The 23772-nt window shown below is 69.6% G+C and carries 23 protein-coding genes and 1 riboswitch; of the genes, 12 read left to right on the top strand and 11 right to left on the bottom strand.

The features are described from left to right. Nucleotides 1-250: 250 nt before the first annotated feature. The 9 genes from ACFUO4_RS22905 to ACFUO4_RS22865 all read left to right on the top strand — a co-directional run bounded on the left by ACFUO4_RS22905 (nt 251) and on the right by ACFUO4_RS22865 (nt 10394). Nucleotides 251-1015, top strand: coding sequence for a GntR family transcriptional regulator (locus ACFUO4_RS22905; protein WP_079309601.1), 765 nt, complete (start codon nt 251-253; stop codon nt 1013-1015). A gap of 261 nt (nt 1016-1276) precedes the next feature. After that, on the top strand, nt 1277-3418 hold the full coding sequence (locus ACFUO4_RS22900) for a carbon starvation CstA family protein (protein WP_383487526.1): 2142 nt from the start codon (nt 1277-1279) through the stop codon (nt 3416-3418). Further along, nucleotides 3390-3590, top strand: a complete 201-nt coding sequence (locus ACFUO4_RS22895; protein WP_079309599.1) for a YbdD/YjiX family protein — start codon at nt 3390-3392, stop codon at nt 3588-3590. The genes ACFUO4_RS22900 and ACFUO4_RS22895 overlap by 29 nt, the downstream gene beginning before the upstream one ends. Before the next feature lie 166 nt (nt 3591-3756). Then, complete coding sequence (locus tag ACFUO4_RS22890) at nt 3757-4011, top strand: DUF3311 domain-containing protein (RefSeq protein WP_383487523.1); 255 nt, start codon at nt 3757-3759, stop codon at nt 4009-4011. After that, nucleotides 4008-5636 (top strand): monocarboxylate uptake permease MctP, encoded by a 1629-nt coding sequence (mctP, locus tag ACFUO4_RS22885; protein WP_079309597.1) that lies wholly within the window; start codon nt 4008-4010, stop codon nt 5634-5636. Before ACFUO4_RS22890 ends, mctP begins: the two co-directional genes overlap by 4 nt. A gap of 104 nt (nt 5637-5740) precedes the next feature. Continuing rightward, complete coding sequence (locus ACFUO4_RS22880) at nt 5741-6244, top strand: GNAT family N-acetyltransferase (protein ID WP_383487520.1); 504 nt, start codon at nt 5741-5743, stop codon at nt 6242-6244. Between the two features lie 22 nt (nt 6245-6266). Beyond that, nucleotides 6267-6427, top strand: a riboswitch (cobalamin riboswitch). A 122-nt stretch (nt 6428-6549) separates the two neighbouring features. Then, nucleotides 6550-8907 (top strand): ribonucleoside-diphosphate reductase subunit alpha, encoded by a 2358-nt coding sequence (locus ACFUO4_RS22875; RefSeq protein WP_383487517.1) that lies wholly within the window; start codon nt 6550-6552, stop codon nt 8905-8907. After that, nucleotides 8907-9920: a ribonucleotide-diphosphate reductase subunit beta gene (locus ACFUO4_RS22870; RefSeq protein WP_079309594.1), complete on the top strand. Its 1014-nt coding sequence runs from the start codon at nt 8907-8909 to the stop codon at nt 9918-9920. Before ACFUO4_RS22875 ends, ACFUO4_RS22870 begins: the two co-directional genes overlap by 1 nt. A 60-nt stretch (nt 9921-9980) precedes the next feature. Continuing rightward, the gene (locus tag ACFUO4_RS22865; RefSeq protein WP_079309593.1) at nt 9981-10394 is read left to right on the top strand and encodes a hypothetical protein; all 414 of its coding nucleotides are present in this window, start codon (nt 9981-9983) and stop codon (nt 10392-10394) included. On the opposite strand, the gene ACFUO4_RS22860 is transcribed toward ACFUO4_RS22865, so the two are convergent. Beyond that, a complete protein-coding gene (locus tag ACFUO4_RS22860; RefSeq protein WP_079309592.1) occupies nt 10361-10576 on the bottom strand; it encodes a hypothetical protein in 216 nt (71 codons plus the stop codon). The two genes, ACFUO4_RS22865 and ACFUO4_RS22860, sit on opposite strands and share 34 nt — an antisense overlap. Before the next feature lie 92 nt (nt 10577-10668). Between ACFUO4_RS22860 and ACFUO4_RS22855 the strand changes: the two genes are divergently transcribed. After that, nucleotides 10669-11637 (top strand): helix-turn-helix domain-containing protein, encoded by a 969-nt coding sequence (locus tag ACFUO4_RS22855; RefSeq protein ID WP_079309591.1) that lies wholly within the window; start codon nt 10669-10671, stop codon nt 11635-11637. On the opposite strand, the gene ACFUO4_RS22850 is transcribed toward ACFUO4_RS22855, so the two are convergent. From ACFUO4_RS22850 to ACFUO4_RS22805, 10 genes are all read right to left on the bottom strand, one after another. Further along, entirely contained in the window at nt 11638-13014 is a 1377-nt protein-coding gene (locus ACFUO4_RS22850) for a cytochrome P450 (RefSeq protein WP_383487512.1), read from the bottom strand. Next, nucleotides 13011-14096 (bottom strand): epi-isozizaene synthase, encoded by a 1086-nt coding sequence (gene cyc1 / locus ACFUO4_RS22845; RefSeq protein WP_128112184.1) that lies wholly within the window; start codon nt 14094-14096, stop codon nt 13011-13013. The genes ACFUO4_RS22850 and cyc1 overlap by 4 nt, the downstream gene beginning before the upstream one ends. A 291-nt stretch (nt 14097-14387) precedes the next feature. Next, on the bottom strand, nt 14388-15038 hold the full coding sequence (def, locus tag ACFUO4_RS22840; protein ID WP_079309588.1) for a peptide deformylase: 651 nt from the start codon (nt 15036-15038) through the stop codon (nt 14388-14390). Between the two features lie 65 nt (nt 15039-15103). Further along, the gene (locus ACFUO4_RS22835; protein WP_059192430.1) at nt 15104-16084 is read right to left on the bottom strand and encodes a hypothetical protein; all 981 of its coding nucleotides are present in this window, start codon (nt 16082-16084) and stop codon (nt 15104-15106) included. Between the two features lie 105 nt (nt 16085-16189). After that, on the bottom strand, nt 16190-17437 hold the full coding sequence (locus ACFUO4_RS22830) for an HD-GYP domain-containing protein (RefSeq protein WP_383487507.1): 1248 nt from the start codon (nt 17435-17437) through the stop codon (nt 16190-16192). 47 nt (nt 17438-17484) lie between these two features. Next, complete coding sequence (locus ACFUO4_RS22825; protein ID WP_383487504.1) at nt 17485-18777, bottom strand: HD-GYP domain-containing protein; 1293 nt, start codon at nt 18775-18777, stop codon at nt 17485-17487. A gap of 108 nt (nt 18778-18885) precedes the next feature. After that, on the bottom strand, nt 18886-19197 hold the full coding sequence (gene rsrA / locus ACFUO4_RS22820; RefSeq protein WP_383487501.1) for a mycothiol system anti-sigma-R factor: 312 nt from the start codon (nt 19195-19197) through the stop codon (nt 18886-18888). Next, nucleotides 19194-19889, bottom strand: coding sequence for an RNA polymerase sigma factor SigR (gene sigR, locus ACFUO4_RS22815; protein ID WP_383487924.1), 696 nt, complete (start codon nt 19887-19889; stop codon nt 19194-19196). The genes rsrA and sigR overlap by 4 nt, the downstream gene beginning before the upstream one ends. A 245-nt stretch (nt 19890-20134) precedes the next feature. Then, entirely contained in the window at nt 20135-20773 is a 639-nt protein-coding gene (locus ACFUO4_RS22810; RefSeq protein WP_383487498.1) for an alpha/beta family hydrolase, read from the bottom strand. Nucleotide 20774: 1 nt separating this feature from the next. Then, nucleotides 20775-21590 (bottom strand): SOS response-associated peptidase, encoded by an 816-nt coding sequence (locus ACFUO4_RS22805; RefSeq protein ID WP_383487495.1) that lies wholly within the window; start codon nt 21588-21590, stop codon nt 20775-20777. Between the two features lie 50 nt (nt 21591-21640). Between ACFUO4_RS22805 and ACFUO4_RS22800 the strand changes: the two genes are divergently transcribed. Continuing rightward, nucleotides 21641-22354 carry a M50 family metallopeptidase gene (locus tag ACFUO4_RS22800; RefSeq protein ID WP_079309584.1) on the top strand — a complete coding sequence of 238 codons (714 nt, stop codon included), beginning with the start codon at nt 21641-21643 and terminating at the stop codon, nt 22352-22354. Nucleotides 22355-22453: 99 nt separating this feature from the next. After that, entirely contained in the window at nt 22454-23770 is a 1317-nt protein-coding gene (gene aroA / locus ACFUO4_RS22795; protein WP_383487491.1) for a 3-phosphoshikimate 1-carboxyvinyltransferase, read from the top strand. Nucleotides 23771-23772: the final 2 nt, after the last annotated feature.

Genomic DNA, 23772 nt, shown 5'->3' with positions numbered 1-23772 from the left:
GGTGTAGACCAGTACCGGGAGCTTGGACCAGACCACGGGGCCTGTCAAGAGTGTCCGAACCGCCTCTGACCAGCCGTTATCCGACCTACATATGCAGGAACCTTTAAGTAAGAAGCCAGCGAAAACAGCGCTGCCGGAGTACTGTCTTCCACTAGACCACTTGAGGCTATGGACTAGACCAAAACAGTCGGCGACGGTATACAGAGGGGATCACGATGCGATCCGCATCCGGAGCCGGGAAGGCAGAGGCATGAGCACCGAGGTCAGCAGCGCGGAGAACGAGGGTGGGGCGACCGTCCGAACCGCGCGCGTGCCCAAGTACTACCGCCTGAAGAAGCACCTGCTCGACATGACCGAGACCCAGGCACCCGGCACGCCCGTACCGCCCGAGCGCACGCTCGCGGCCGAGTTCGACACCTCGCGCACCACCGTGCGCCAGGCCCTCCAGGAACTCGTCGTCGAGGGCCGCCTCGAACGCATCCAGGGCAAGGGCACGTTCGTCGCCAAGCCCAAGGTCTCGCAGGCGCTGCAACTCACCTCTTACACCGAGGACATGCGCGCCCAGGGCCTCGAACCCACCTCGCAGCTCCTCGACATCGGCTACATCACCGCCGACGACCGCCTCGCCGAGCTCCTCGACATCACGGCCGGCGGCCGGGTGCTGCGCATCGAGCGGCTGCGCATGGCGAACGGCGAGCCGATGGCCATCGAGACCACGCATCTGTCGGCCAAGCGCTTCCCCGCCCTGCGCCGCTCCCTGGTCAAGTACACGTCCCTCTACACGGCGTTGGCCGAGGTCTACGACGTCCATCTCGCCGAGGCCGAGGAGACCATCGAGACCTCCCTGGCCACCCCGCGCGAGGCCGGCCTGCTCGGCACCGACGTCGGCCTGCCGATGCTGATGCTGTCCCGCCACTCCTTCGACAAGGACGGGGAGCCGGTGGAGTGGGTGCGGTCGGTGTACCGGGGCGACCGGTACAAGTTCGTGGCGCGGCTCAAGCGCCCGGTCGACTAGGCCGTGTCTTTCGGATCAGCCCGACTCGGAGCGACGGTGCCTGATCGATGCCGGTGAGCGGGGCTTGGTGCGTGCAGCTGCAAGGCGGAGGAGGGCGGCGACGCGGAGCGTCGGCAACCGACGACAACGCGGCAGATGTGCGTGCCAAGCCCCGCGGTCCCGGGATGATCCGAAAGACACGGCCTAGTGCACGCGGTGTAGCGCAACTGCCGCTCCTGCTCTACGGTCCTCCCGTCTCCGTATGGACGGGAGGACCGCCCAGTGCGTACCGCGAACGTCCGAACCACCGTCATCTGGACCCTCGTCGGGCTGGTCGGAGCCACCGGCTGGGCCGTGCTCGCGCTCTCCCGCGGCGAGGACGTCTCCGCCGCCTGGATGGTCGCCGCCGCCCTCGGCTCGTACGCCATCGCCTATCGCTTCTACGCGAAGTTCATCGCGTACAAGGTCCTCAAGGTCGACCGGACCAGGGCCACCCCGGCCGAGCGCCTGAACAACGGCATCGACTTCCACCCCACCGACCGCCGGGTCCTCCTCGGCCACCACTTCGCCGCGATCGCCGGCGCCGGACCGCTCGTCGGCCCGGTCCTGGCCGCCCAGATGGGCTACTTGCCCGGCACGATCTGGATCATCGCGGGCGTCGTCTTCGCCGGGGCCGTGCAGGACATGGTCGTGCTGTTCTTCTCCACCCGCCGCGACGGACGCTCCCTCGGCCAGATGGCCCGCGAGGAGATCGGCCCGTTCGGCGGCGCGGCGGCCCTCGTCGCCGCCTTCGCCATCATGATCATCCTGCTCGGCGTGCTGGCGCTGGTCATCGTCAACGCCCTCGCCCAGTCCCCCTGGGGCACCTTCTCCATCGCGATGACGATCCCGATCGCCCTGCTCATGGGCTTCTATCTGCGGGTCCTGCGCCCCGGCCGGGTCAGCGAGGTCTCGCTCATCGGCGTGGCCCTGCTGCTCCTCGCGCTGGTCGCCGGGCGCTGGGTGGCGGAGTCGTCCTGGGCCGACACCTTCACGCTCGCGCCCTCGACGCTGGTCGTCTGGCTGGTGGCGTACGGCTTCATCGCCTCGATCCTGCCGGTGTGGATGCTCCTTGCACCCCGCGACTACCTCTCCACCTTCATGAAGATCGGCACCATCCTCCTGCTGGCGCTGGGCGTCGTGATCGCGCTGCCCACGCTGAAGATGGACGCGGTGACGGACTTCGCCTCGCGCGGCAACGGCCCTGTCTTCGCCGGGTCGTTGTTCCCCTTCGTCTTCATCACCATCGCCTGCGGGGCGCTGTCCGGCTTCCACTCGCTCATCTCGAGCGGCACCACGCCCAAGATGATCCAGAAGGAGACGCAGGTCCGCATGATCGGCTACGGCTCCATGCTGATGGAGTCGTCGGTGGCCGTGATGGCGCTGGTCGCGGCCAGCATCATCGACCCGGGGCTGTACTTCGCGATGAACGCGCCTTCCGGAGCCATCGGCACCACCGTGCAGGAGGCGTCCCGGGTGGTGACCGGCTGGGGCTACTCCATCTCCCCGGACGACCTGGCCCGCGCCGCCGAACGCGTCGAGGAGTCAAGCCTGTTGTCCCGCACCGGCGGCGCGCCCACGCTCGCCATCGGCGTCTCGGAGATCTTCTCGAAGGTCACCGGCGGGAGCCTGCGCGCCTTCTGGTACCACTTCGCGATCATGTTCGAGGCGCTGTTCATCCTGACCGCGCTCGATGCCGGTACGCGCGTGGGCCGGTTCATGCTCCAGGACATGCTGGGCAATGTCATCAAGCCCTTCAAGAACGTCAGCTGGAAGCCAGGACTCGTCATCACCAGCGCGCTCGTGTGCGGCCTTTGGGGCTACTTCCTCTGGGTGGGCGTCCACGAACCCCTCGGCGGGATCAACCAGCTCTTCCCGGTCTTCGGCATCTCCAACCAGCTGCTCGCCGCCGTCGCGCTGGCCGTCTGCACCACGCTGCTGGTGAAGTCCGGACGCCTCAAGTGGGCCTGGATCACCGGCGTCCCGCTCGCCTGGGATGCCACGGTCACGCTGACCGCGAGCTGGCAGAAGGTGTTCTCCGGCGACCCCAAGGTGGGCTTCTTCAAGCAGCGGTCGGTCTTCCAGGACGCCATCGACCGGGGTGAGGTCCTGCCGCCCGCCAAGAACATGGACGACATGCACACCGTGGTCACCAACTCCACGGTCGACGGCGTCCTCACCGCGGTCCTCGCCCTGCTGATCGTGGTGGTGATCGCCGACGCGCTGAGGGTCTGTATTCGGCATGTACGACGCCCGGCCCTCTCCACGCTGAGCGAGGCGCCGTACGTAGAGTCCCGGATCGTCGCCCCCGCCGGGCTGTTCCCGACCCGCGAGGAAAAAGAGGAGGAAACGCGCCATGAGGTCGGCACTGCGGCGGGGCCTTGAGAACGTGCGCTGGTACGTACGGGAGTTGACCGACGAGTCGGCCTACGACCGCTATGTCGCGCACGTCCGCCGGGACCACCCGCAGGCGGACGTACCGACCCGGCGGGAGTTCGAGCGGATGCGGACGGACCGGCAGGAGGCGGACCCGCGCCAGGGCTTCCGCTGCTGTTGAAGCCCGCTGCCGAAGCCGCTGTCGAAGCCGCTGTTGACACCGATGTCGGACCTTCACTGAATCGACATACCGATATGCGGACGAGGTCTTCCACTCCTGTCACACCGTGACCTAGATTGCCTGCGCGTTACACGGTGATCAGTGATGAGGGGATCGGAGCCGCCGCATGTCATCAGATTCGCCCGAGGCCAGACCACCGGTGGTGACGCCGGTCCGCGTGGTCATCGCCCTCTGCCTCTTCGCGCCCTTCGTGGCGATGCTGTGGGTGGGGTCGTACGCGAAGGTCGACCCGGCCTTCATCGGCATCCCGTTCTTCTACTGGTACCAGATGCTGTGGGTGCTGATCTCCACCGCGCTGACGATGACCGCGTACAAGCTGTGGCAGCGTGACCAGCGCGCCCGTCCTGGAGGTACCAAGTGAACGACGGCGTGAACGGCGTCGCGCTCGGCGTCTTCATCTTCTTCTTCCTGGCCGTCACGGTCATGGGCTTCCTCGCCGCGCGCTGGCGCAAGGCCGAGAACGAGCACAGCCTCGACGAATGGGGCCTGGGCGGACGGTCGTTCGGCACCTGGGTCACCTGGTTCCTGCTCGGCGGCGACCTCTACACGGCGTACACCTTCGTCGCCGTCCCCGCGGCCATCTACGCGGCGGGCGCGGCCGGCTTCTTCGCCGTGCCGTACACGATCCTCGTCTACCCGCTGATCTTCACCTTCCTGCCCCGCCTCTGGTCGGTCTCGCACAAGCACGGCTATGTGACGACCTCCGACTTCGTGCGCGGCCGCTTCGGCTCCAAGGGCCTGTCGCTCGCGGTCGCCGTCACCGGCATCCTCGCGACGATGCCGTACATCGCCCTCCAACTCGTCGGCATCCAGGCGGTCCTGGACGTCATGGGTGTCGGCGGCGGCGAGGACACCAACTGGTTCGTGAAGGACCTGCCGCTCCTCATCGCCTTCGGTGTGCTGGCCGCGTACACCTACTCGTCCGGCCTGCGCGCCCCCGCGCTGATCGCGTTCGTGAAGGACACGCTGATCTACATCGTCATCGCGGTGGCGATCATCTACATCCCGATCAAGCTGGGCGGCTTCGACGAGATCTTCGCCAAGGCGGGCGAGGCGTACAGCCAGACCAACCCGGCGACGGGCGCGCCGCGCGGTGCGCTGGTGCCGGGCGAGCCGGGCCAGTGGACGTACGCCACGCTGGCGTTGGGCTCCGCGCTCGCGCTCTTCATGTACCCGCACTCGATCACCGCGACGCTCTCCTCCAGGAGCCGTGAGGTGATCCGCCGCAACACCACGATCCTGCCGCTGTATTCGCTGATGCTGGGTCTGCTGGCGCTGCTGGGCTTCATGGCGATCGCGGCCGGAGTCAAGGTCACCAACGGCCAGTTGGCGATCCCGCAGCTGTTCGAGAACATGTTCCCGGCGTGGTTCGCGGGTGTGGCCTTCGCGGCGATCGGCATCGGCGCGCTGGTCCCCGCGGCGATCATGTCCATCGCGGCGGCGAACCTGTTCACCCGCAACATCTACAAGGACTTCATCAAGCCGGACGCGACCGCGGAGCAGGAGACCAAGGTCTCCAAGCTGGTGTCCCTGCTGGTGAAGGTCGGCGCGCTGGTCTTCGTCCTGACCATGGACAAGACGGTCGCCATCAACTTCCAGCTCCTGGGCGGCATCTGGATCCTCCAGACCTTCCCGGCCCTGGTCGGCGGCCTGTTCACCCGCTGGTTCCACCGCTGGGCGCTGCTCGCCGGCTGGGCGGTCGGCATGATCTACGGCACGGTCGCCGCGTACGGCGTGGCCTCGCCGACGCAGAAGCACTTCGGCGGCTCCGCGAAGGAGATCCCCGGCATCGGCGAGATCGGCTACATCGGCCTGACGGCGTTCGTGCTGAACGTGGTGGTCACGGTGGTCCTGACGTTCGTCCTGAGGGCTCTGAAGGCCCCGGAGGGCGTGGACGAAACCAGGCCGGAGGACTACACGGCGGACGCCGGAGACCCCGGTGTCCAGGTGGAACTTCCGCCCGCGACCGCAGGAGCCTCGCACTGACGCCCTAGGGGCGCGGGGAACTGCGCGAGCAACCACGACGAACTCCGCAGCGGGCCGCCGACATCAAGAGCAACGGCGGCCCGCTTTCGTGCACACTCACCTGCATGGACATACAGATCCGGGCAGCGAACCCCACCGAATACGACGAACTCGGCGAGATCACCGCCCAGGCCTACATCCAGGACGGCCTCCTCGCCTTCGGTGAGAGCGACTGGTACCTCGGTGAACTGAGAGACGTCGGCAAACGGGCGGCCGCAGCCGAGGTCCTCGTCGCCGTCCAGGACGGCGTCCTCCTCGGCACCGTCACCTACGTCCCCTCGACCGGCGGCGCCATGGCCGAACTCTCCCGTCCCGGCGAATCGGAGATCCGCATGCTGGCCGTGGCCCCGGAGGCCCGCGGCAGAGGCGCCGGACAAGCCCTCGTACAGGCCTGCGTCGACCGCGCCAGGGCCGCCGGGGACAGCGGCATGGTCCTGTCGACCCAGCCCGTCATGCGCGCGGCCCACCGCATCTACGAACGCCTCGGCTTCGTCCGCGCCCCCCACCGCGACTGGCAGCCGATCCCGGGCGAGGAGTTCACGCTTCTCACCTATGAGTTGACGCTCTGAAGTCGCCGCGACACAACATCTAGGGGTGCCACTCGAACCCGGCACAAGATGTATGCTCATGCTCGCTGTCGCCGCAGGGGAATCCGGTGCGAATCCGGAACTGTCCCGCAACGGTGTACTTGTGCATGCCTTGTGTGTGTACGGGAGTCAGTCCGAGGACCTGCCGACAGCGTGCCCAGGCCGCCGTGGCCCGGGTGCCATGACGTCCGGGCCTCGCGGAGTGGGCCGGTGGACGCGACGCCCCGTGCGCTCGTGCTGCCTGCTGCCCTCCACCAGGCCCCTGCCGAGCGAGGGAGAGCCCCCACGTGACCATCGCGCCAGCCGATCCGGCTTCAGCGGTCCAGGCGGAGAACGACGGTCCCGGTACCGCCCTGTTGCGGACCCTGACCGAGCTGACCGCCGACCTGCCCGACGCCGACCCCGGACGGGTCGCCGCCGCCGCGCTGCGCGGCCGGTCCGCGAAGGCCGACGAGGCGGAGCTGCGCGAGCTGGCGACGGAGGCCGCCGCCGGACTCATCTCCGAGGACCCCGCCTACTCCCGGCTGGCCGCCCGGCTGCTGACCATCAGCATCGCCGCCGAGGCCGCCTCCCAGGGCGTCACGTCCTTCACCGAGTCCGTCGAGGTCGGCCACCGCGAGGGCCTGGTAGCCGATCGCACGGCGGAGTTCGTACGGGTGCACGCCGCACGGCTCGACGCGCTGATCGACCCGGCCGCCGACGACCGCTTCGGCTACTTCGGTCTGCGTACGCTCCACAGCCGCTATCTCCTCCGGCACCCGATCACCCGCCAGGTCATCGAGACGCCCCAGCACTTCATGCTGCGCGTGGCGGCGGGCCTCGCCGAGGACGACACGACCCGTGCCCTGGACGAAGTCGCCGCGCTCTACGGGCTCATGAGCCGCCTCGACTACCTGCCGTCCTCCCCCACGCTGTTCAACTCCGGCACCCGGCACCCCCAGATGTCGTCCTGCTATCTCCTCGACTCCCCGCTGGACGAGCTGGACTCCATCTACGACCGCTACCACCAGGTCGCCCGCCTCTCCAAGCACGCCGGCGGCATCGGCCTGTCGTACTCCCGCATCCGCAGCCGCGGTTCGCTGATCCGCGGCACCAACGGGCACTCCAACGGCATCGTGCCGTTCCTGAAGACGCTGGACGCCTCGGTGGCCGCGGTGAACCAGGGCGGCCGGCGCAAGGGCGCCGCGGCCGTCTACCTGGAGACCTGGCACTCCGACATCGAGGAGTTCCTGGAGCTGCGCGACAACACCGGTGAGGACGCCCGGCGTACGCACAACCTGAACCTCGCGCACTGGATCCCGGACGAGTTCATGCGCCGCGTGAACGCCGACGCCGAGTGGTCGCTGTTCTCCCCGGCCGACGTGCCCGAGCTGGTGGACCTGTGGGGCGAGGAGTTCGACGCCGCGTACCGCAAGGCCGAGGCGGCCGGCCTCGCCAAGAAGACGATCCCGGCCCGTGACCTGTACGGCCGCATGATGCGTACCCTCGCGCAGACCGGCAACGGCTGGATGACCTTCAAGGACGCCGCCAACCGCACCGCCAACCAGACGGCGCTGCCCGGCCATGTCGTCCACTCCTCCAACCTCTGCACGGAGATCCTGGAGGTCACGGACGACGGCGAGACGGCGGTCTGCAACCTGGGTTCGGTGAACCTGGGCGCGTTCGTCGACGCGGCGACCGGCGACCTGGACTGGGACCGCCTCGACGCCACCGTCCGCACCGCCGTGACCTTCCTCGACCGCGTGGTGGACATCAACTTCTACCCGACCGAGCAGGCGGGCCGGTCCAACGCCAAATGGCGTCCCGTGGGCCTCGGCGCGATGGGGCTCCAGGACGTCTTCTTCAAGCTGCGGCTGCCCTTCGACTCGCCGGAGGCCAAGGCCCTCTCCACGCGGATCGCCGAGCGCATCATGCTCGCCGCGTACGAGGCCTCCACCGACCTCGCCGAGCGCAACGGTCCGCTCCCGGCGTGGGAGAAGACCCGTACCGCCCAGGGCGTCCTGCACCCCGACCACTACGACGTGGAGCTCACCTGGCCGGAGCGCTGGGCGGCGCTGCGCGCGCGGATGGCCACCACGGGCCTGCGCAACTCCCTGCTCCTCGCCATCGCGCCCACCGCCACCATCGCCTCGATCGCGGGCGTGTACGAGTGCATCGAGCCGCAGGTCTCCAACCTCTTCAAGCGCGAGACGCTGTCCGGCGAGTTCCTCCAGGTCAACTCCTACCTGGTGGCCGAGCTGAAGCAGCTCGGCGTGTGGGACGCGCAGACCCGGGAGGCGCTGCGCGAGTCCAACGGCTCGGTGCAGGGCTTCACCTGGGTGCCGCAGGACGTCCGCGACCTGTACCGCACGGCGTGGGAGATCCCGCAGCGCGGCCTGATCGACATGGCCGCCGCCCGTACCCCGTTCCTGGACCAGTCGCAGTCGCTGAACCTGTTCCTGGAGACGCCGACCATCGGCAAGCTCTCCTCGATGTACGCGTACGCCTGGAAGCAGGGCCTGAAGACGACGTACTACCTGCGCTCGCGCCCGGCGACGAGGATCGCCCGCGCGGCACAAGCCACCGTCCCCGTACAGCAGGCCGCCGACCCCGAGGCCGTCGCCTGCTCCCTTGAGAACCCCGAGTCCTGCGAGGCCTGCCAGTAATGACCAGCGAAGCCAAGAACCTTCTCGACCCGGGCTTCGAGCTGACCCTCCGCCCCATGCGCTACCCGGACTTCTACGAGCGCTACCGGGACGCGATCAAGAACACCTGGACCGTCGAGGAGGTCGACCTCCACTCGGACGTCGCCGACCTGGCGAAGCTGTCCCCGGAGGAGCAGCACCTGATCGGCCGGCTGGTCGCGTTCTTCGCGACGGGTGACTCGATCGTGGCGAACAACCTGGTGCTGACGCTCTACAAGCACATCAACTCCCCCGAGGCGCGCCTGTATCTCTCCAGGCAGCTCTTCGAGGAAGCGGTCCACGTCCAGTTCTACTTGACGCTGCTGGACACCTACCTCCCCGACCCGGAGGACCGGGCGGCGGCGTTCGCGGCGGTGGAGAACATCCCGTCCATCCGGGAGAAGGCCGAGTTCTGCTTCAAGTGGATCAACGAGGTCGAGAAGCTGGACCGCCTGGAGTCGCAGGCCGACCGGCGCCGCTTCCTGCTCAACCTGATCTGCTTCGCCGCGTGCATCGAGGGCCTGTTCTTCTACGGTGCCTTCGCGTACGTCTACTGGTTCCGCAGCCGGGGTCTGCTGCACGGTCTCGCCACCGGCACCAACTGGGTGTTCCGCGACGAGACCATGCACATGAGCTTCGCGTTCGACGTGGTCGACACCGTCCGCAAGGAGGAGCCGGAGCTCTTCGACGACCGGCTCCAGCAGCAGGTCACGGACATGATGCGGGAGGCGGTCGAGGCGGAGCTGCAGTTCGGCCGCGACCTGTGCGGTGACGGTCTGCCGGGCATGAACACCGACTCGATGCGCCAGTACCTGGAGTGCGTCGCCGACCAGCGCCTGACCCGCCTGGGCTTCGCCCCGGTGTACGGCTCGGAGAACCCGTTCTCCTTCATGGAGCTCCAGGGCGTCCAGGAGCTGACGAACTTCTTCGAGCGCCGCCCGTCCGCGTACCAGGTCGCCGTGGAGGGCACGGTCGACCTGGACGAGGACTTCTAGCCCCACGCCATGGATCCCTTCTCGCCTCCGGCACGTCAGAGAGGCGAGGAGGGATCCGTCATGCGTCGTAGTATCACTGGCTTCGCCTTCGCGGCCCTGCTGCTGGCCGGATGCGGCACCGGCTCCGGCGGCGACAGCGGGGCGACGGTGTCGCCGTCCGACTGCGCGGCCGTGCCGGAGCTCCACGCCTCGGACAGCGGCCGCACGGTGTGCCTCGCGGTGGGCGGAACCGTCCGGGTCGCGCTGGACGGGACGAAGAGCCGTCCCTGGCGGCCCGTGAAGGCCGACGGAAGCGGGCTGGAAGCCGTCAACAGCGGCTTCGTCCTGCTGCCCGGGGACGCGAACGCCTCGTTCCGCGCGGCCTCCGAGGGCCACGTCCGGCTCAGTTCGTCCCGCCCGCTGTGCGCCACCGAGTCCGGGCGGGTCGCCTGCCAGGGGATTCAGGAGTGGTGGGTCACCGTGGTGGTGAAGTAGCGGCGCCGCGGCTCGGCCGGGGCGTCGCCGCTCTTCGGGCGACGGCCCTGTTCGGCCTCCCTGAGCTCGCGGTCGACGCGCAGGTCGCGGACGATGCCGATCACCGCGGGGGCGACCAGCAGGACGAGGAGTCCGAGAACGAACAGCATTCCGATCAGTCCCTGTGTCTGTGCGGTAGTCATGACACCACTCTCGCGCTGGACACTCCTTACAAACAGTGGCAGTACTGCCGCACACCCTCGAATTACTGCCATGCCTGAGGCACACTGGAACCATGCTGAAGAACGTGGCCGCCGTCCTGCTCGACGGAGTGCACCCCTTCGAACTCGGGGTCGTCTGCGAGGTGTTCGGCATCGATCGCAGTGACGAGGGACTCCCGACCTACGACTTCGCCGTCGCCTCCGCCGAGGGGCCGACGCTGGGTACCCATGTCGGCGGACTCAGCGTCTCCACGCCCTACGGCCTGGAGCGGCTGGAGGAGGCCGACCTCATCGCCGTACCGGCGGGCGCGGACTATGTCGTGCGCGACTACCCGCCCGAGCTGCTCGACGCCCTCCGCCGGGCCGCCGACCGGGGCGCCCGCGTCCTCAGCGTCTGTTCCGGGGTCTTCGTGCTCGGGGCCGCCGGGCTGCTCGACGGGCGGCGGTGCAGCGTGCACTGGAAGCAGGCCCGCGAGCTCGCCCTGCGCTGCCCCCGGGCGGTCATCGAGCCCGACGTGCTCTACGTCGACGAGGACCCCGTGATCACCTCCGCCGGCACCGCCGCCGGCATCGACGCCTGTCTGCACATCGTGCGGAAGGAACAGGGCACCGAGGTCGCCAACAAGATCGCCCGCCGGATGGTCGTACCCCCGCACCGGGACGGCGGACAGGCGCAGTACATCGAACGGCCGGTGCCGAAGGACCCCTGCGACACCGTCGGCGAGGTCCTCGTCTGGATGGAGCGGCATCTCGACGAGGAGGTCACCGTCGAGCAGCTCGCCGAGCGCGCACACATGTCGCCGCGCACCTTCGCCCGACGCTTCCAGCAGGAGACCGGCACCACGCCCTACCGCTGGGTCCTGCGGCAGCGCGTGCTGCTCGCCCAGCGGTTGCTGGAAGGGACGGACGAAACGGTGGACGCGGTCGCGGGCCGAACGGGGTTCGGCACCGCGGCCGCACTGCGCCACCAGTTCGTACGGGCGCTCGGGACCACCCCGAACGCCTACCGGCGTACGTTCAGGGGCCCGGAAGCAGCCGCCTGATCACCTCAGGACCGGCCGCAGCAGCAGCTTGTTCGGGCGGAGCGTGATGCCCACCCGGGTCGCGTCGTCGGACCCGGCCACCTGCTCGAAGCGGTACTTCGCCGAGATCGCGGCCGTGATCAGCGACAGCTGCGCCATCGAGAAGTGGTCGCTCGGGCACTTGCGGTTGCCGACGCTGAAGGGGCTCATGGCGTATTTCGGCACCTCCTTGACCCGTTCCGGAAGCCAGCGGTCGGGGTCGAACTCCAGGCTGCCCTTGTACGACTTCGGGTCGCGCTGCACCGCGTACGGGCTGTAGACGATGTCCGCACCGGCCGGAATGCGATAGCCACCGAGTTCCGTGTCGGTGACCGCGCGGCGCGTCAATATCCACACCGCGGGACGCAAACGCATCGCCTCGACGACGACATTGTTGGTGTGCCGCAGCGAGCGGACGTCGTCGAATGCGACAGGACGGCCGCCGGTTACGGATTCGACCTCGTCGCGCACCCTGTCCGCGTGTTCCGGATGTTCCGCGAGGACTTGGAGCAGCCACATGATCGTGGACGCCACCGTTTCGCTTCCGGGGGTGACTATGGCGACGACCTGGTCGTGGATCTCCTGTTCCCCGATGGGGTCGCCATTGTCGTCCTTCGCCTCCAGCAATGCCGTCAGCAAATCGTCCGGCTTTTGACCAGATGCGCGGCGCTCGGCGATGATCTCGTCGACGAGGAGATGCAAATCGGCCAGGGCCGCGTTGAATTTCCGGTTGGGCGGCAGAGGCAGGTTGTAGAGCGGCCCGAGAGGGACGACCATCCTCCGGTACATCCCGCGGAAGACGGTGGCGAGGGCGACGCAGAGCCGCTCCGCGCGTTCGTCCATGAAGTCGCCGCGCAGCAGACAGCGGGCGGCGATGCGGACGGCGACCCGGAAGGACTCGGTGGTGCAGTCGATGGTCTCGCCGGGCTGCCAGCGCTCGGTGAGCGCGTGCGCCTCCTCCTCTATGATCGGCCCGTACCCGGGGATCGCGTCGAGCCGGAAGGCGGGCTGGATGGTGCGCCGCTGACGCCGGTGCCGCGGGCCGTTGGCGGTGGCCACGCCCTCCTTGCCGAGCAGGGCCTCCAGGGACTCCCACAGCGGTCCGGCGATGACGAAGTCGGGGTTGAGCGCGAGGGCTCCGGTGAGGTCCGGCGTGGTGGGCGCGTACACCTCCTTGGGGCCCAGCTTCAGGCGTACGACGTCGCCGTGGTCGCGCAGCTGGGACATGAACGCCAGCGGGTCGCGCAGCAGCTTCAGGCCGTGCCCCAGGAGTGGGACGCCACCCCCCGCGAGGGGTGCTTCACGCAGCGCGGACTCCGGGGTCGCCGGTGCTTCGGGGCGTACGGACTCGACGGTCATTTCTCACCTGCCGCTTCGTTGTTGACGTACGGGGGCGTGGACCGGTCGTCCCAGCTGTCGACCGTGTAGCGGCCGGACTCGTGGTGGAACCAGTAGACGGTGCTGAACCAATTGCGCATATTGCCGACGCAGGCCCGCACGGTGTGGCTCAACTCTTTTCCACGGATCGTTCCGTCGGCGAGCGAGTCCGCGAACCGTAAGGCGTCGTTCTCCGCGACGAGGAATTGGCCGATGCATTCCTCCACCCGCCGCCTGACTTCCCGGACCGCTTGTTCGAGACTCAGCCCCTCGTGTTTGATGAGGCTTATCCCGAGATTGTGGACCTCGTCGCCCGCTATTTCCTTGGGGAGCGAGCAGAGGTCGTTGTACCAGGCGGCGAATTCCTGGCTCAGCAGTGCGGCCCGCCGAAAGGCCGGGTGTTCCCGCACCCGGTCCGGGAGTTCCCGGCCGGCGCTCGGTTCCAGGAGATCCGTCCAGATCCAGTGCGCGAAGGTGAGGCGGCGCAGTGCGAGATATTCCTCGACGGTCGGCACCACGCCTTCGGTGCGGTTGCGGAATTCGCGGTCGTACGCCTCGATCACCTCGTGGAAGTGCCCGGCGAAGCGGGCGTTCCAGGTGCGGGGCAGGAACGAGTAGAGCCGCACCATGCTGTCGGCGAACCCGGCGACCAGCGGATCCTGGTGGTGCAGATGGTCCTCGGGGGAGTCGAGGGCCGCGTGCAGCCGGAGCCTGAGCTGCCGCCAGGCCTCGGTCCGGCCGTGGACGATGTCGCGGTCGTGCCGGTCGTCCCAGATGAAGAACCACGCGCTGTAGTCCGCTATCGCCTGGAGGACCTCGTCGGGGGCGCCCAGGTAGTAGCCCGCCATGAGGTCCGTGTAGCAAAGGCCGTCGGCATATTCCTCCACCTTGTCCGCCGGCATGAGCCGCTTTTCCAGCAGCCAGGTGCGTGTCTTCTCCTGGAGCTGGGGCCAATACGGGTGGAGTTGCCGGGGAAACGCCGCCTCGATCACCGGGAGAGAGAGCGACGGTGGAACCGCGACCGCTGTCGGTGTCGATGTGGTGCCGTGTGAGAAAGCATGCACGAACTAACCCCTCTCAGCCGCCAGTTGCGCACACCCCTCCCGCTGTACCGGGCGTGCGCCGTTGCGTATCCCCGCACTTCCCATTCAGCACCACAACTGACCGATCTGGGAACGGATTTGCACCATTCACTACCCCACAGTGCCGAGAATCTCCCCTTGTGTGACTGGTTCTGGATCAGTAAGGGAGCGCAAGCGATCGAACGTGCGACGGACAGACGAACGGCGCCTGGTCAAGGAAGGGGTTCCTGAACAGACGCCGTGCGTACGGGACTTGTGGTGTCCCGAGGGGTCTCAGTCGTTGGCGACCACGGGGTAGCGGGGCTCGTTCTCGGCCATCTGCCGCAGCGCGTCCTTGCGTTCGCGCTTGGAGAGCCGGTCGATGTAGAGGTATCCGTACAGGTGATCGGTCTCGTGCTGCAAACACCGAGCGAAGTACCCGGTACCGCGCACCTTGATCGGGTTGCCCTTCTCGTCCTGCCCGGTCACCTCGGCGTAGTCGGGGCGCGCGAGCGGTGCGTACGCGGTCGGCACCGACAGGCAGCCCTCGTTGCTGTCGTCCAGGCGGCGCTTCTCGGCGGGCAGGTCGACGAGCTTGGGGTTGCAGACGACACCGACGTGCCGGGTGCCCTCGTCGTCCATGCAGTCGTAGACGAAGACCTTCAGATCGACGCCGATCTGGTTGGCGGCCAGGCCCACGCCCTCGGCGGTGCGCTGCGAGGCGAACATGTCCGCGACCAGCTGGTCCAGCTCGGCGCCGAACTCGGTGACGTCCTTGCACTCCTTGTGCAGGACGGGGTTCCCGACGACGGTGATGGGCCGCGAGGTGCCGCGCTCACGCCAGCCGTTCTCGCGCTCCTCGGCGTCCTGGGTGTCGATGACGAAACCCTCGTCGTCCACGGGAAGCACGCCCGCGTGCTGCTGATCGGTGTCCTGCTGCGCCATGACCGACGTATGCCTTCCTAAACCAAAACAGAGGTGAAGTTGCTGATACAGGGTACGGCGAGGTTTCAGCAGACCTCTTCCAGATCACGCCAGTCCCGGGAATCAGGGCTGTCAGCGACCCACCCGTCCAGCAGCCCCCGAACCAGCGAAGCCGGCGCCGCGACGCCACACTCCCGCTCCGGCACCCACAGCTGCCCGTCCGTCCGGTGCCCCAGCGGCCCGGGATGCCCCGGCTCACTGTGGTCGTGCGGGTCGAGATGCTCACCGTCGCCCTCGTCGGACGGCATCCGGGACTCCGAGCACATCCGGCACAGCAGCCGCACCGACGACGACCAGTCCTCCGCCGCGAACCCGGCGTCGGCCGCCAGCTGCTCCAGCGCGTCCCGGTCCGCCTCGGTGGCCGCCTCCAGCAGCACCACCCACGTCGGCACCGGCGACGGCGCCCACAGCTCGATCTCGTCGAAGACGGGATAGGAGTGCCCGGCAGCGGTGGTCCGCTCCCCGTGCGGCACCCCGTCGTGGAGCACGACCTCGCCCCAGCGCCGTCCGGACGACGGCAGCGGGATCGACAGCACCTCGATGCGCGCGGGGTCGAGACGGCGGCCCCAGACCACTTCCGCCTCCCCCTCCGGCGACAGCCGTACGGCCGCACTGCCGAGGTCCATGCCGACCGGCTCGCCGGAGTCGGCCGCCCCGCCCGGCACCCGCAGCCCGTACGCCTGCCAGGCCCGCCGGGCCAGCGGCCAGTCCTGCAGCGCGGTCGCCGCGATGCCGACGTTCCACCAGTCGGGTGCGCCGGCCTCCCGGTCGAGGAGGGCGACGGCACGCAGCCCCGCCGCCCGCGCCTGCTCCCAGTCGTGCCGGAACTTGTGCAGCAGGGCGAGATTGAACCAGGACTCGGACAGCCACGGTTCCAGATCGGCGGCGCGCGTCAGCAGCGCGCCCGCGTCCTCGTACCGGCCGTCGCCGATCAGCGTGAACGCGCGGTCGGTGGCCTGCCGCCAGGAGGCGGAGGGCCGGTGCCGTCCTTTGCCGAAGATCCTCACGATTCCCGCCTGCCAGTTGCCCTCAGTGACCTCGCCACTGCCCCCGGAATCCCTCTCCTTCGCATCCAACCACGTGCGGCTGGAAGGGCGCTCATTACCCATGGGTTACCCAGCCCGGGGCAGGGTCAGACAGTCTCGCGCCAGTACCCTGGCCAGCGCCTCCACCACCTCCGGCGCATGCTCCCCCGCGGTCGCGAGGCGAAGTTCCTCCAGTGCGGTGAGAGGCCCGCCGGGCCCGGCGTCCCGCGCCTTCTCCTCGTACGCGTTCACCGTCCGTACGATCCGGGCGGCGACCGGCTGCTGCCGGTACGGGTCGGCCTGCCGCTCCACGACCACGGCGACCGCCCCGTCCACCCCGGTCTGGCGTACGACGGCGCCGCCCAGCAGCGCGATGCGCCGCTGCTCCTCGGCGGGCAGCGGGGCGGTGGCCCCGGCCGGTACCGGATCGACGAGGCTGAGCTGTCCGATGTCGTGCATCAGGGCGGCGTACTCCAGGACGGTGAGATCGCGCCCGGACAGCCCCAGGTCCCGGCCGACGGCCCGGCTGAGGGCGGCGACGCGGCGGGCGTGCCCGGCGGGGGTGTATCCGGCGATCTCGGTGGCGCGGGCGAGGGAGGCGATGGTCTGCCGGTAGGTGGCCCGGACGGCGGCGTAGCGGCGGAAGGACAGCTGGGTGAGCAGCAGCGGCACGCAGAACACCGGCAGCGCCCAGAGGCCGACGACGGCGACCGCGAGGGCCATGACGGCGCCGGTCGCGCAGACGGCGGAGCCGATGCCGAGCAGCGCCCGCAGCTCGTCGCGGAGCAGCGGGCCGAAGGGCCAGCGGGTGCGGGAGTGCCGCAGGGCCGCGGCGAGCACGGCGTCGCACAGCGCGGTGAGGGCGAGCAGCGCGAGCAGCAGCAGCGCGTACGCCGGTCCGCCCCAGGCGGTGAACACGCCCTGGTTGTAGAGGGGTTGGAAGCAGACGGCGGCGAAGCCGGTGCTGAGCACGCGCCGCGCGAGATGGTCCGGTGTCCGTCCGTCGCCCCGCCAGATGTGCGGCACGCTGCCCAGCAGCCCGGCCGCGACGACGACGGCGACGACCTGGGCGACCCCGTGCTGTGTGGCCCGCCCGGCGTCCGCTCCGAGCAGCGCGTACGACAGCGCCCCCGCGGCCCCGAGCGGCGCCGCCTCCCTGACCTGGGCGCCGGTCCACCGGGTCAGCTCACCGACGGCGATGAGCACTCCGAAGGCGACCGCGACGCCCCGATCCGTCAGGCCGGTCCAGAAGGTGGCGGCGAGGGAGGCGGCGGCGACGAGGGCGGCGCAGCCGTGGACGAGGGTCAGCAGGACGGGTGGGCGCCGCGCGGTCATGGCCGTACCCCGGACCGTGGTCGGCACAACCGGTGAGCGCCCCGGCGTCATGGCCGTACCCCGGGCCGGTTCCCCACCGGACGCCGCGGCCCCGGCACCCGCGTGGCCTCGTCCGCGGTCACCGCGGGATGCCAGCCGTGCCGCCCCAGCGCCCGGACGAGGGCGGTCACCATCCGCGGGTCGAACTGCGTCCCCGCACACCGCTCCAGCTCCTCCAGCGCGGTGCCCACGGGCCGGGCCCTGCTGTAGGACCGGGTGGACGTCATCGCGTCGAAGGCGTCGGCGACCGCCACCACCCGCGCCGACTCGGGGATCTGCGCCCCGACCAGCCCGTACGGGTACCCGCTGCCGTCGAGCCGTTCGTGATGGTGCAGTACGGCGGCCCGCGCCTCCCCCAGGAAGGAGATGCCCCGCACCATCTCGTGCCCGTACTCGGGGTGGAGCTCGATGACCCGGCGTTCCTCGGGCGTCAGCGGCCCGTCCTTGCGCAGCAGCCGGGTCGGGACGCCCAGCTTGCCCACGTCGTGCAGGATGCCGGCGAAGCGGAGGACCTCGATGCGGCCCTCGTCCATGCCGAGCTCGCGGGCGATCATCATCGAGGCCTGGCCGACGCGTTCGCTGTGCCCGCGCGTGTACTCGTCCTTGATGTCGACGGCCTGGACCAGCGCCCGGATGGTGGCCTGGTGGGCGGCCTGCTCCCGGTGGTACTGCGCGAACGCCCACCAGGACACGCACATCGGCAGCAGCACGAGCAGCGCGGCGACGGGCCCGTACGGGCTGCGCCACAGGACGGCCATCATGAGCCCGGCGAGCCCGTGCACGGCGATCGGCGCGAGGGATCGTACGAACAGGCCCCGCCAGGCGAGACGGGCCGGGACGCCTTCTGCGAGCGCCAGGATGCCGCCGTCCAGGACGGTCAGCAGCAGGCAGAAGACGACGACCGCCGCCCCCGCCGGGAGGAGCGCGTAGGGAAAGTCGGAGTCGACGACGGCGTCACGGCCGCCCAGCGCCCAGTGCACGCGGGACGCGGCCCAGGCGGCGACGGCGAGTTGGGAGGCCCGCCAGATCCGCCGCACAAGGCGGGGCCGGCGTGCGACCGGGGCCAGCAGCGCCCCCGGCACCGCGACGAGCGCGGCGGCGGGCGGCGGCAGCAGGAAGGCCCCGGCGAGCAGCACGGGATAGAACGAGCCGGAGAGCCGCTCGCCGCCGGCGTAGAGGACGGCGAGCAGGGCTATGACCCACCACGGGGCGCGTACCGACGGCAGCAGATGCAGGCAGTACAGGGCCGCGAGGGCCACGCCGCCGACGTACACACGTGCCCGTGTGGGTACCGCCTCCATACACCCCTCCCCGGGCACGCGCTTCCAGCAGGCGAGCCTAGGGCGGTGAGGGGGAGGTCCGCGGGCTTATGACCCGCGGATTAGCACGTTCGAGTGACGACCGTGCGTTCAGGATTCCTGCGGCGCGGACGGTGCGGCGGCGACGTCGTGGTCCGGCACGGCCTGTCCGGTACGGATCAGGTCGAGCCGCCCGAGCACCTTGGCGCGCAGGTCGGTGGGCACGTCGTCATGGCCGCAGCAGCGCTTGACGAGCTTCTTCACGGCCTCTTCGAGCCCGTACTTCTCCAGGCACGGCGAGCACTCCGTGAAGTGCTGCTTGAACTTGTCGCGGTCGACGTCCGGCATCTCGCTGTCGAGGAACTCGTAGAGATGGTCGAGTACCTCACTGCAGTCCGTCTCGTGCGGCTCTCCGCAGCTCATGAGCCCGAACCTTTCGCTTCGTCCGACTCTCCGGCGCCGGCCGGGACCAGTCCGCGCTCACGCGCGTAGTCCTCGAGCATGCCGCGCAGTTGCCGGCGGCCCCGGTGCAGCCGGGACATCACCGTACCGATGGGTGTCCCCATGATGTCCGCGATCTCCTTGTAGGCAAAGCCCTCAACGTCCGCCAGATAGACGGCGATGCGGAATTCCTCGGGGATCGCCTGGAGTGCTTCCTTCACGTCCGAGTCGGGCAGGTGGTCCAGCGCCTGCGACTCGGCGGAGCGCAGACCCGTCGACATGTGCGACTCGGCACGCGCCAGCTGCCAGTCCTCGATCTCCTCGGCCGCGGAGCGCTGGGGTTCACGCTGCTTCTTGCGGTACGAGTTGATGAACGTGTTGGTCAGGATCCGGTACAGCCAGGCCTTCAGGTTGGTGCCCTCGCGGAACTGGTGGAAGGACGCGTACGCCTTGGCGTAGGTCTCCTGCACCAGGTCCTCGGCGTCGGCCGGGTTGCGCGTCATACGCAGGGCGGCCGAGTACATCTGGTCGAGGAATTCGAGCGCGTCCCGCTCGAAGCGCGCGCTGCGCTCGGCGGTGGATTCCTTGCCGGTCTCCACGCTCGTGCCCTGGCCCTCGGGCTGCTCCGCCTGGCCGTGTTCGGTCCCTGCGTCGGTACCGGGAACCGGACCCACCTCCTCAAGTTTCTGGGCAGCACCGAAGCCGATGCCACCAGAATCGGAGGATAGACGACTACCCGTGCCCGCCGCGCCTCGAATAGGCGTGGTCTTGCCCGCGTGCAGCACCGTCCAGTCCAGGTCAGCGCGGCTGCTGCGGGTCGGGCAGAAGGTCGAACCCATGCGGCGGACTTCCTCTCCTCAGACGTGTGAGCACTTCTGTCCGGCTCAACAGAGGTCCGCCGCCCAACATTCCCGGCTCTTTACCCGAGTGACTGGGCCCACTTCAAGACCGCGTCCGTGATGACCGTCACGGCCTCGTCCTGACCGATCTCCGCCCGCTTCGGCACGGCGAACCCGTGATCGCCGTACGGCACCTCGACCAGCTCGTAACTGCCACCGGCCGGGAACTCGTCCGGCTTCCCGAAGGGGTCGTTCCCTCCTTGTACGACGAGTGTGGGCACCCCGGCCCCGAGCAGCTCCCCGGCACGCGACTTCTCCGGCTTGCCCGGCGGATGCAGCGGGAAGCTGAGGGCGAGCACCGCGGCTGCGCCCAGCTCCACGGCCGTACGACAGGCGACCCGGGCCCCGGCGCTGCGTCCGCCGGAGACGACCGGGAGCCCCGGCTTCGCGACCGCGGGCCAGATCCCGCGCCAGCCCATGTCGAGGGTCCTGGGCGCGGGGGCGAGCTTCTTGCCCGCCACCCGCCAGGGCTGCTCGACGAGAGCGACGGTCACGCCGTGGCCGGGAAGGGTGTGCGCGAGGGCCTGGAGGTCCCGCGCCTCGATGCCACCGCCCGCCCCGTGGCTGACGGCGAGCACGAGCCGCGCCTTCTTCGTGGCCCTGTGCCAGGTGATCCGGGCGTCCCCGGCGTCGGTGCTGACGATCTCAGTGGTGGTCACGTCAGAAGAGTGTGCCCTCCTCGGGCCCCTCCAGCTCCTTCAGCAGCTCCGGCCCGTTGTTGCGGACGTTGCTGACGGCGGTGGAGACGGGGTAGGCGCGCATCAGGCCGGGCGGGGGCGGCGCGAGCAGGGAGCGCAGGTCCTCGACATCGGTACGGGACGGGTCCAGCCAGGAGTCCCAGCGGTCCGGCGTCAGCATCAGCGGCATCCGCGGGTGGATGTCGGCGAGGGCGCGCGGCCCCTCGGCGGGCGCCACCGCGAGCGGGCTCGTCTCGGCCTCGGTCGTGATCACCGAGCAGGTCACCCACCAGGCCTGCGGATGGTCGTCGGGCAGGGTCTTGTCCCGCCAGAACTCGTACAGCCCGGCCATCGCGAACACCGACCCGTCGGCCGGCAGCACGAAGTACGGCTGCTTGCGCGGCCGCTTCTTCTTCCCCTCGACCTCCAACTCCCGCTCGGCGGCGGCGGTGACCCACTCGTAGTAGCCGTCGGCGGGGATGATGCAGCGGCGCGAGGAGAAGGCCCGCTTGTAGGACGGCTTCTCATGCACGGTCTCCGCCCGGGCGTTGATCATCCGGGCGGCGCCCTCGGGGGTCTTGGACCAGCTCGGCACCAGTCCCCACTTCAGCTTCCGCAACTGCCGAACCGGCTTCGGATCGTCGGCGTCCTTAAGAGGACGGTCGAGGACGGCGTAGACCTCCTTGGTCGGGGCCACGTTGTAGTCGGGGGCGAGAGTCTCCTCGGGTTCCCACTGCTCGATCTCAAAGATTCCTGCGAGATCCTCGGGCCTACGACTTGCTGCATACCGTCCGCACATACGTGCCACACTGCCAGACTCCGTACGAGGAGAGGGAGCCACCGCCGAACATGGACACCAGTACCGCGTCCTCTCTCTGGGACGAGCTCGTCGGCACCCAGCCCGATCCCGATCTGTGGGTGGTTCTGGCCACCCTGGTCGCGGCGCTCGCCATAGTCGTCCCGCACGCCCTGTGGCGTATCTCCCGCAACGCCATCACCATCGCCCACGAGGGCGGCCACGGCCTGGTAGCCCTGCTCACGGGCCGCACGCTGACCGGCATACGGCTGCACTCCGACACCAGCGGCCTGACCGTCAGCAAGGGCAAGCCGTACGGCATCGGCATGATCCTCACCGCCTCCGCCGGCTACACCGCTCCCCCGCTGCTGGGCCTCGGCGGCGCCGCCCTTCTCGCGGCGGGCCGCATCACCCTCCTCCTGTGGGTGGCGACCGCCCTCCTGGTGGCGATGCTGGTGATGATCCGCAACGCGTACGGCGCCCTGACGGTGATCCTCACGGGCGGCACGTTCGTGGTGGTGTCGTGGCTGGCGGGCCCTCAGGTGCAGGCGGCGTTCGCGTACGCGGTGGTGTGGTTCCTGCTGCTGGGCGGGGTCCGTCCCGCTTTCGAGTTGCAGGCGAAGCGAGCGAGGGGCGGCGCGGGCGACTCGGACGCGGACCAGCTGTCGCGGCTGACGCATGTACCCGGGGGGTTGTGGTTGTTCCTGTTCCACGCGGTGAGTCTGTGTTCGTTGATAGGCGGCGGCAGGTGGCTACTGGAGGTGTGATGCAGCCCCGAAGGGGCGCATCACAGGGGCGCGGGGAACTGCGCGACCAGCCCCCACGGCGCAGCACCCGAACCACAGCCCCCCACTAAAGTGGACCTCATGGCTTTGAACCCCTCAGAAACCGCCCTCTGGCCCGCCCCCTATGCGAGCGGAGCCGTCGACGCGACAGTCCATGTCCCGGGGTCGAAGTCCGTCACCAACCGCGCCCTGGTCCTCGCGGCCCTCGCCTCAGAACCCGGCTGGCTGCGCCGCCCCCTCCGCTCCCGCGACACCCTCCTCATGGCAGCCGCCCTCCGAGAAATGGGCGTGGGCATCGAGGAGGGCGTGGGCCCCGACGGTACCGGTGAGACCTGGCGCGTACTCCCCGCCGGCCTCCGAGGCCCCGCCACCGTGAACGTCGGCAACGCCGGTACCGTCATGCGCTTCCTGCCCCCCGTCGCCGCCCTCGCCGACGGCCCCGTCCGCTTCGACGGCGACCCCCGGTCGTACGAGCGCCCCCTGAACGGCGTCATCGACGCCCTCCGTGTCCTCGGCGCCCGGATCGACGACGACGGCCGTGGCGCGCTGCCGCTGACGGTCCACGGCTCAGGCGCGCTGGACGGCGGCCCGGTGGAGATCGACGCGTCGAGCTCGTCCCAGTTCGTGAGCGCGCTGCTGCTGTCCGGCCCGCGCTTCAACCAGGGCGTCGAGGTCCGCCACATCGGCGCCAGCCTCCCCTCCCTCCCCCACATCCGCATGACCGTCGACATGCTGCGCGCGGTCGGTGCCCAGGTGGACACCCCGGAGTCGGGCGGGGAGCCGAACGTCTGGCGGGTGACGCCGGGCGCGCTGCTCGGCCGCGATCTGACCATTGAGCCGGACCTCTCCAACGCCCAGCCGTTCCTGGCGGCGGCCCTGGTGACCGGTGGCAAGGTGGTGATCCCGGACTGGCCGGCCCGCACCACGCAGCCCGGTGACAAGCTGCGGGAGATCTTCACCGAGATGGGCGGTTCCTGCGAACTCACCGAGTACGGGCTGGTGTTCACCGGTTCGGGTGGGATTCACGGCATCGACGTCGACCTCAGCGAGGTCGGCGAGCTGACCCCGGGCATCGCGGCGGTCGCCGCCCTGGCCGACTCCCCCTCGACCCTGCGCGGCGTCGCGCATCTGCGCCTGCACGAGACGGACCGGCTGGCCGCGCTCACCAAGGAGATCAACGAACTCGGCGGTGACGTCACCGAGACCGCCGACGGCCTCCACATCCGCCCGCGCACCCTGCACGGCGGCACCTTCCACACCTACGAGGACCACCGCATGGCGACGGCCGGCGCGATCATCGGCCTCGCGGTCGAGGGCGTCCAGATCGAGAACGTGGCGACGACGGCCAAGACGCTGCCGGACTTCCCGGAGTTGTGGACCGGGATGCTCGGGGCATAGGG

This window comes from Streptomyces sp. NPDC057280 (genome assembly GCF_042668605.1).
GTDB lineage: Bacteria > Actinomycetota > Actinomycetes > Streptomycetales > Streptomycetaceae > Streptomyces.
This window is presented reverse-complemented; position numbering and strand designations above follow the sequence as displayed.

Bases quoted from the DNA above. Each gene is read 5' to 3' on its own strand.
- ACFUO4_RS22850 (WP_383487512.1), bottom strand. From the start codon at position 13,014: ATGACCGTCGAGTCCGTACGCCCCGAAGCACCGGCGACCCCGGAGTCC.
- def (WP_079309588.1), bottom strand. From the start codon at position 15,038: ATGGCGCAGCAGGACACCGATCAGCAGCACGCGGGCGTGCTTCCCGTG.
- ACFUO4_RS22830 (WP_383487507.1), bottom strand. From the start codon at position 17,437: ATGACCGCGCGGCGCCCACCCGTCCTGCTGACCCTCGTCCACGGCTGC.
- ACFUO4_RS22880 (WP_383487520.1), top strand. From the start codon at position 5,741: ATGGACATACAGATCCGGGCAGCGAACCCCACCGAATACGACGAACTC.
- ACFUO4_RS22865 (WP_079309593.1), top strand. From the start codon at position 9,981: ATGCGTCGTAGTATCACTGGCTTCGCCTTCGCGGCCCTGCTGCTGGCC.
- aroA (WP_383487491.1), top strand. From the start codon at position 22,454: ATGGCTTTGAACCCCTCAGAAACCGCCCTCTGGCCCGCCCCCTATGCG.
- ACFUO4_RS22890 (WP_383487523.1), top strand. From the start codon at position 3,757: ATGTCATCAGATTCGCCCGAGGCCAGACCACCGGTGGTGACGCCGGTC.
- rsrA (WP_383487501.1), bottom strand. From the start codon at position 19,197: ATGAGCTGCGGAGAGCCGCACGAGACGGACTGCAGTGAGGTACTCGAC.
- ACFUO4_RS22825 (WP_383487504.1), bottom strand. From the start codon at position 18,777: ATGGAGGCGGTACCCACACGGGCACGTGTGTACGTCGGCGGCGTGGCC.
- ACFUO4_RS22860 (WP_079309592.1), bottom strand. From the start codon at position 10,576: ATGACTACCGCACAGACACAGGGACTGATCGGAATGCTGTTCGTTCTC.
- ACFUO4_RS22905 (WP_079309601.1), top strand. From the start codon at position 251: ATGAGCACCGAGGTCAGCAGCGCGGAGAACGAGGGTGGGGCGACCGTC.
- ACFUO4_RS22855 (WP_079309591.1), top strand. From the start codon at position 10,669: ATGCTGAAGAACGTGGCCGCCGTCCTGCTCGACGGAGTGCACCCCTTC.
- ACFUO4_RS22895 (WP_079309599.1), top strand. From the start codon at position 3,390: ATGAGGTCGGCACTGCGGCGGGGCCTTGAGAACGTGCGCTGGTACGTA.
- ACFUO4_RS22870 (WP_079309594.1), top strand. From the start codon at position 8,907: ATGACCAGCGAAGCCAAGAACCTTCTCGACCCGGGCTTCGAGCTGACC.
- ACFUO4_RS22800 (WP_079309584.1), top strand. From the start codon at position 21,641: ATGGACACCAGTACCGCGTCCTCTCTCTGGGACGAGCTCGTCGGCACC.
- ACFUO4_RS22805 (WP_383487495.1), bottom strand. From the start codon at position 21,590: ATGTGCGGACGGTATGCAGCAAGTCGTAGGCCCGAGGATCTCGCAGGA.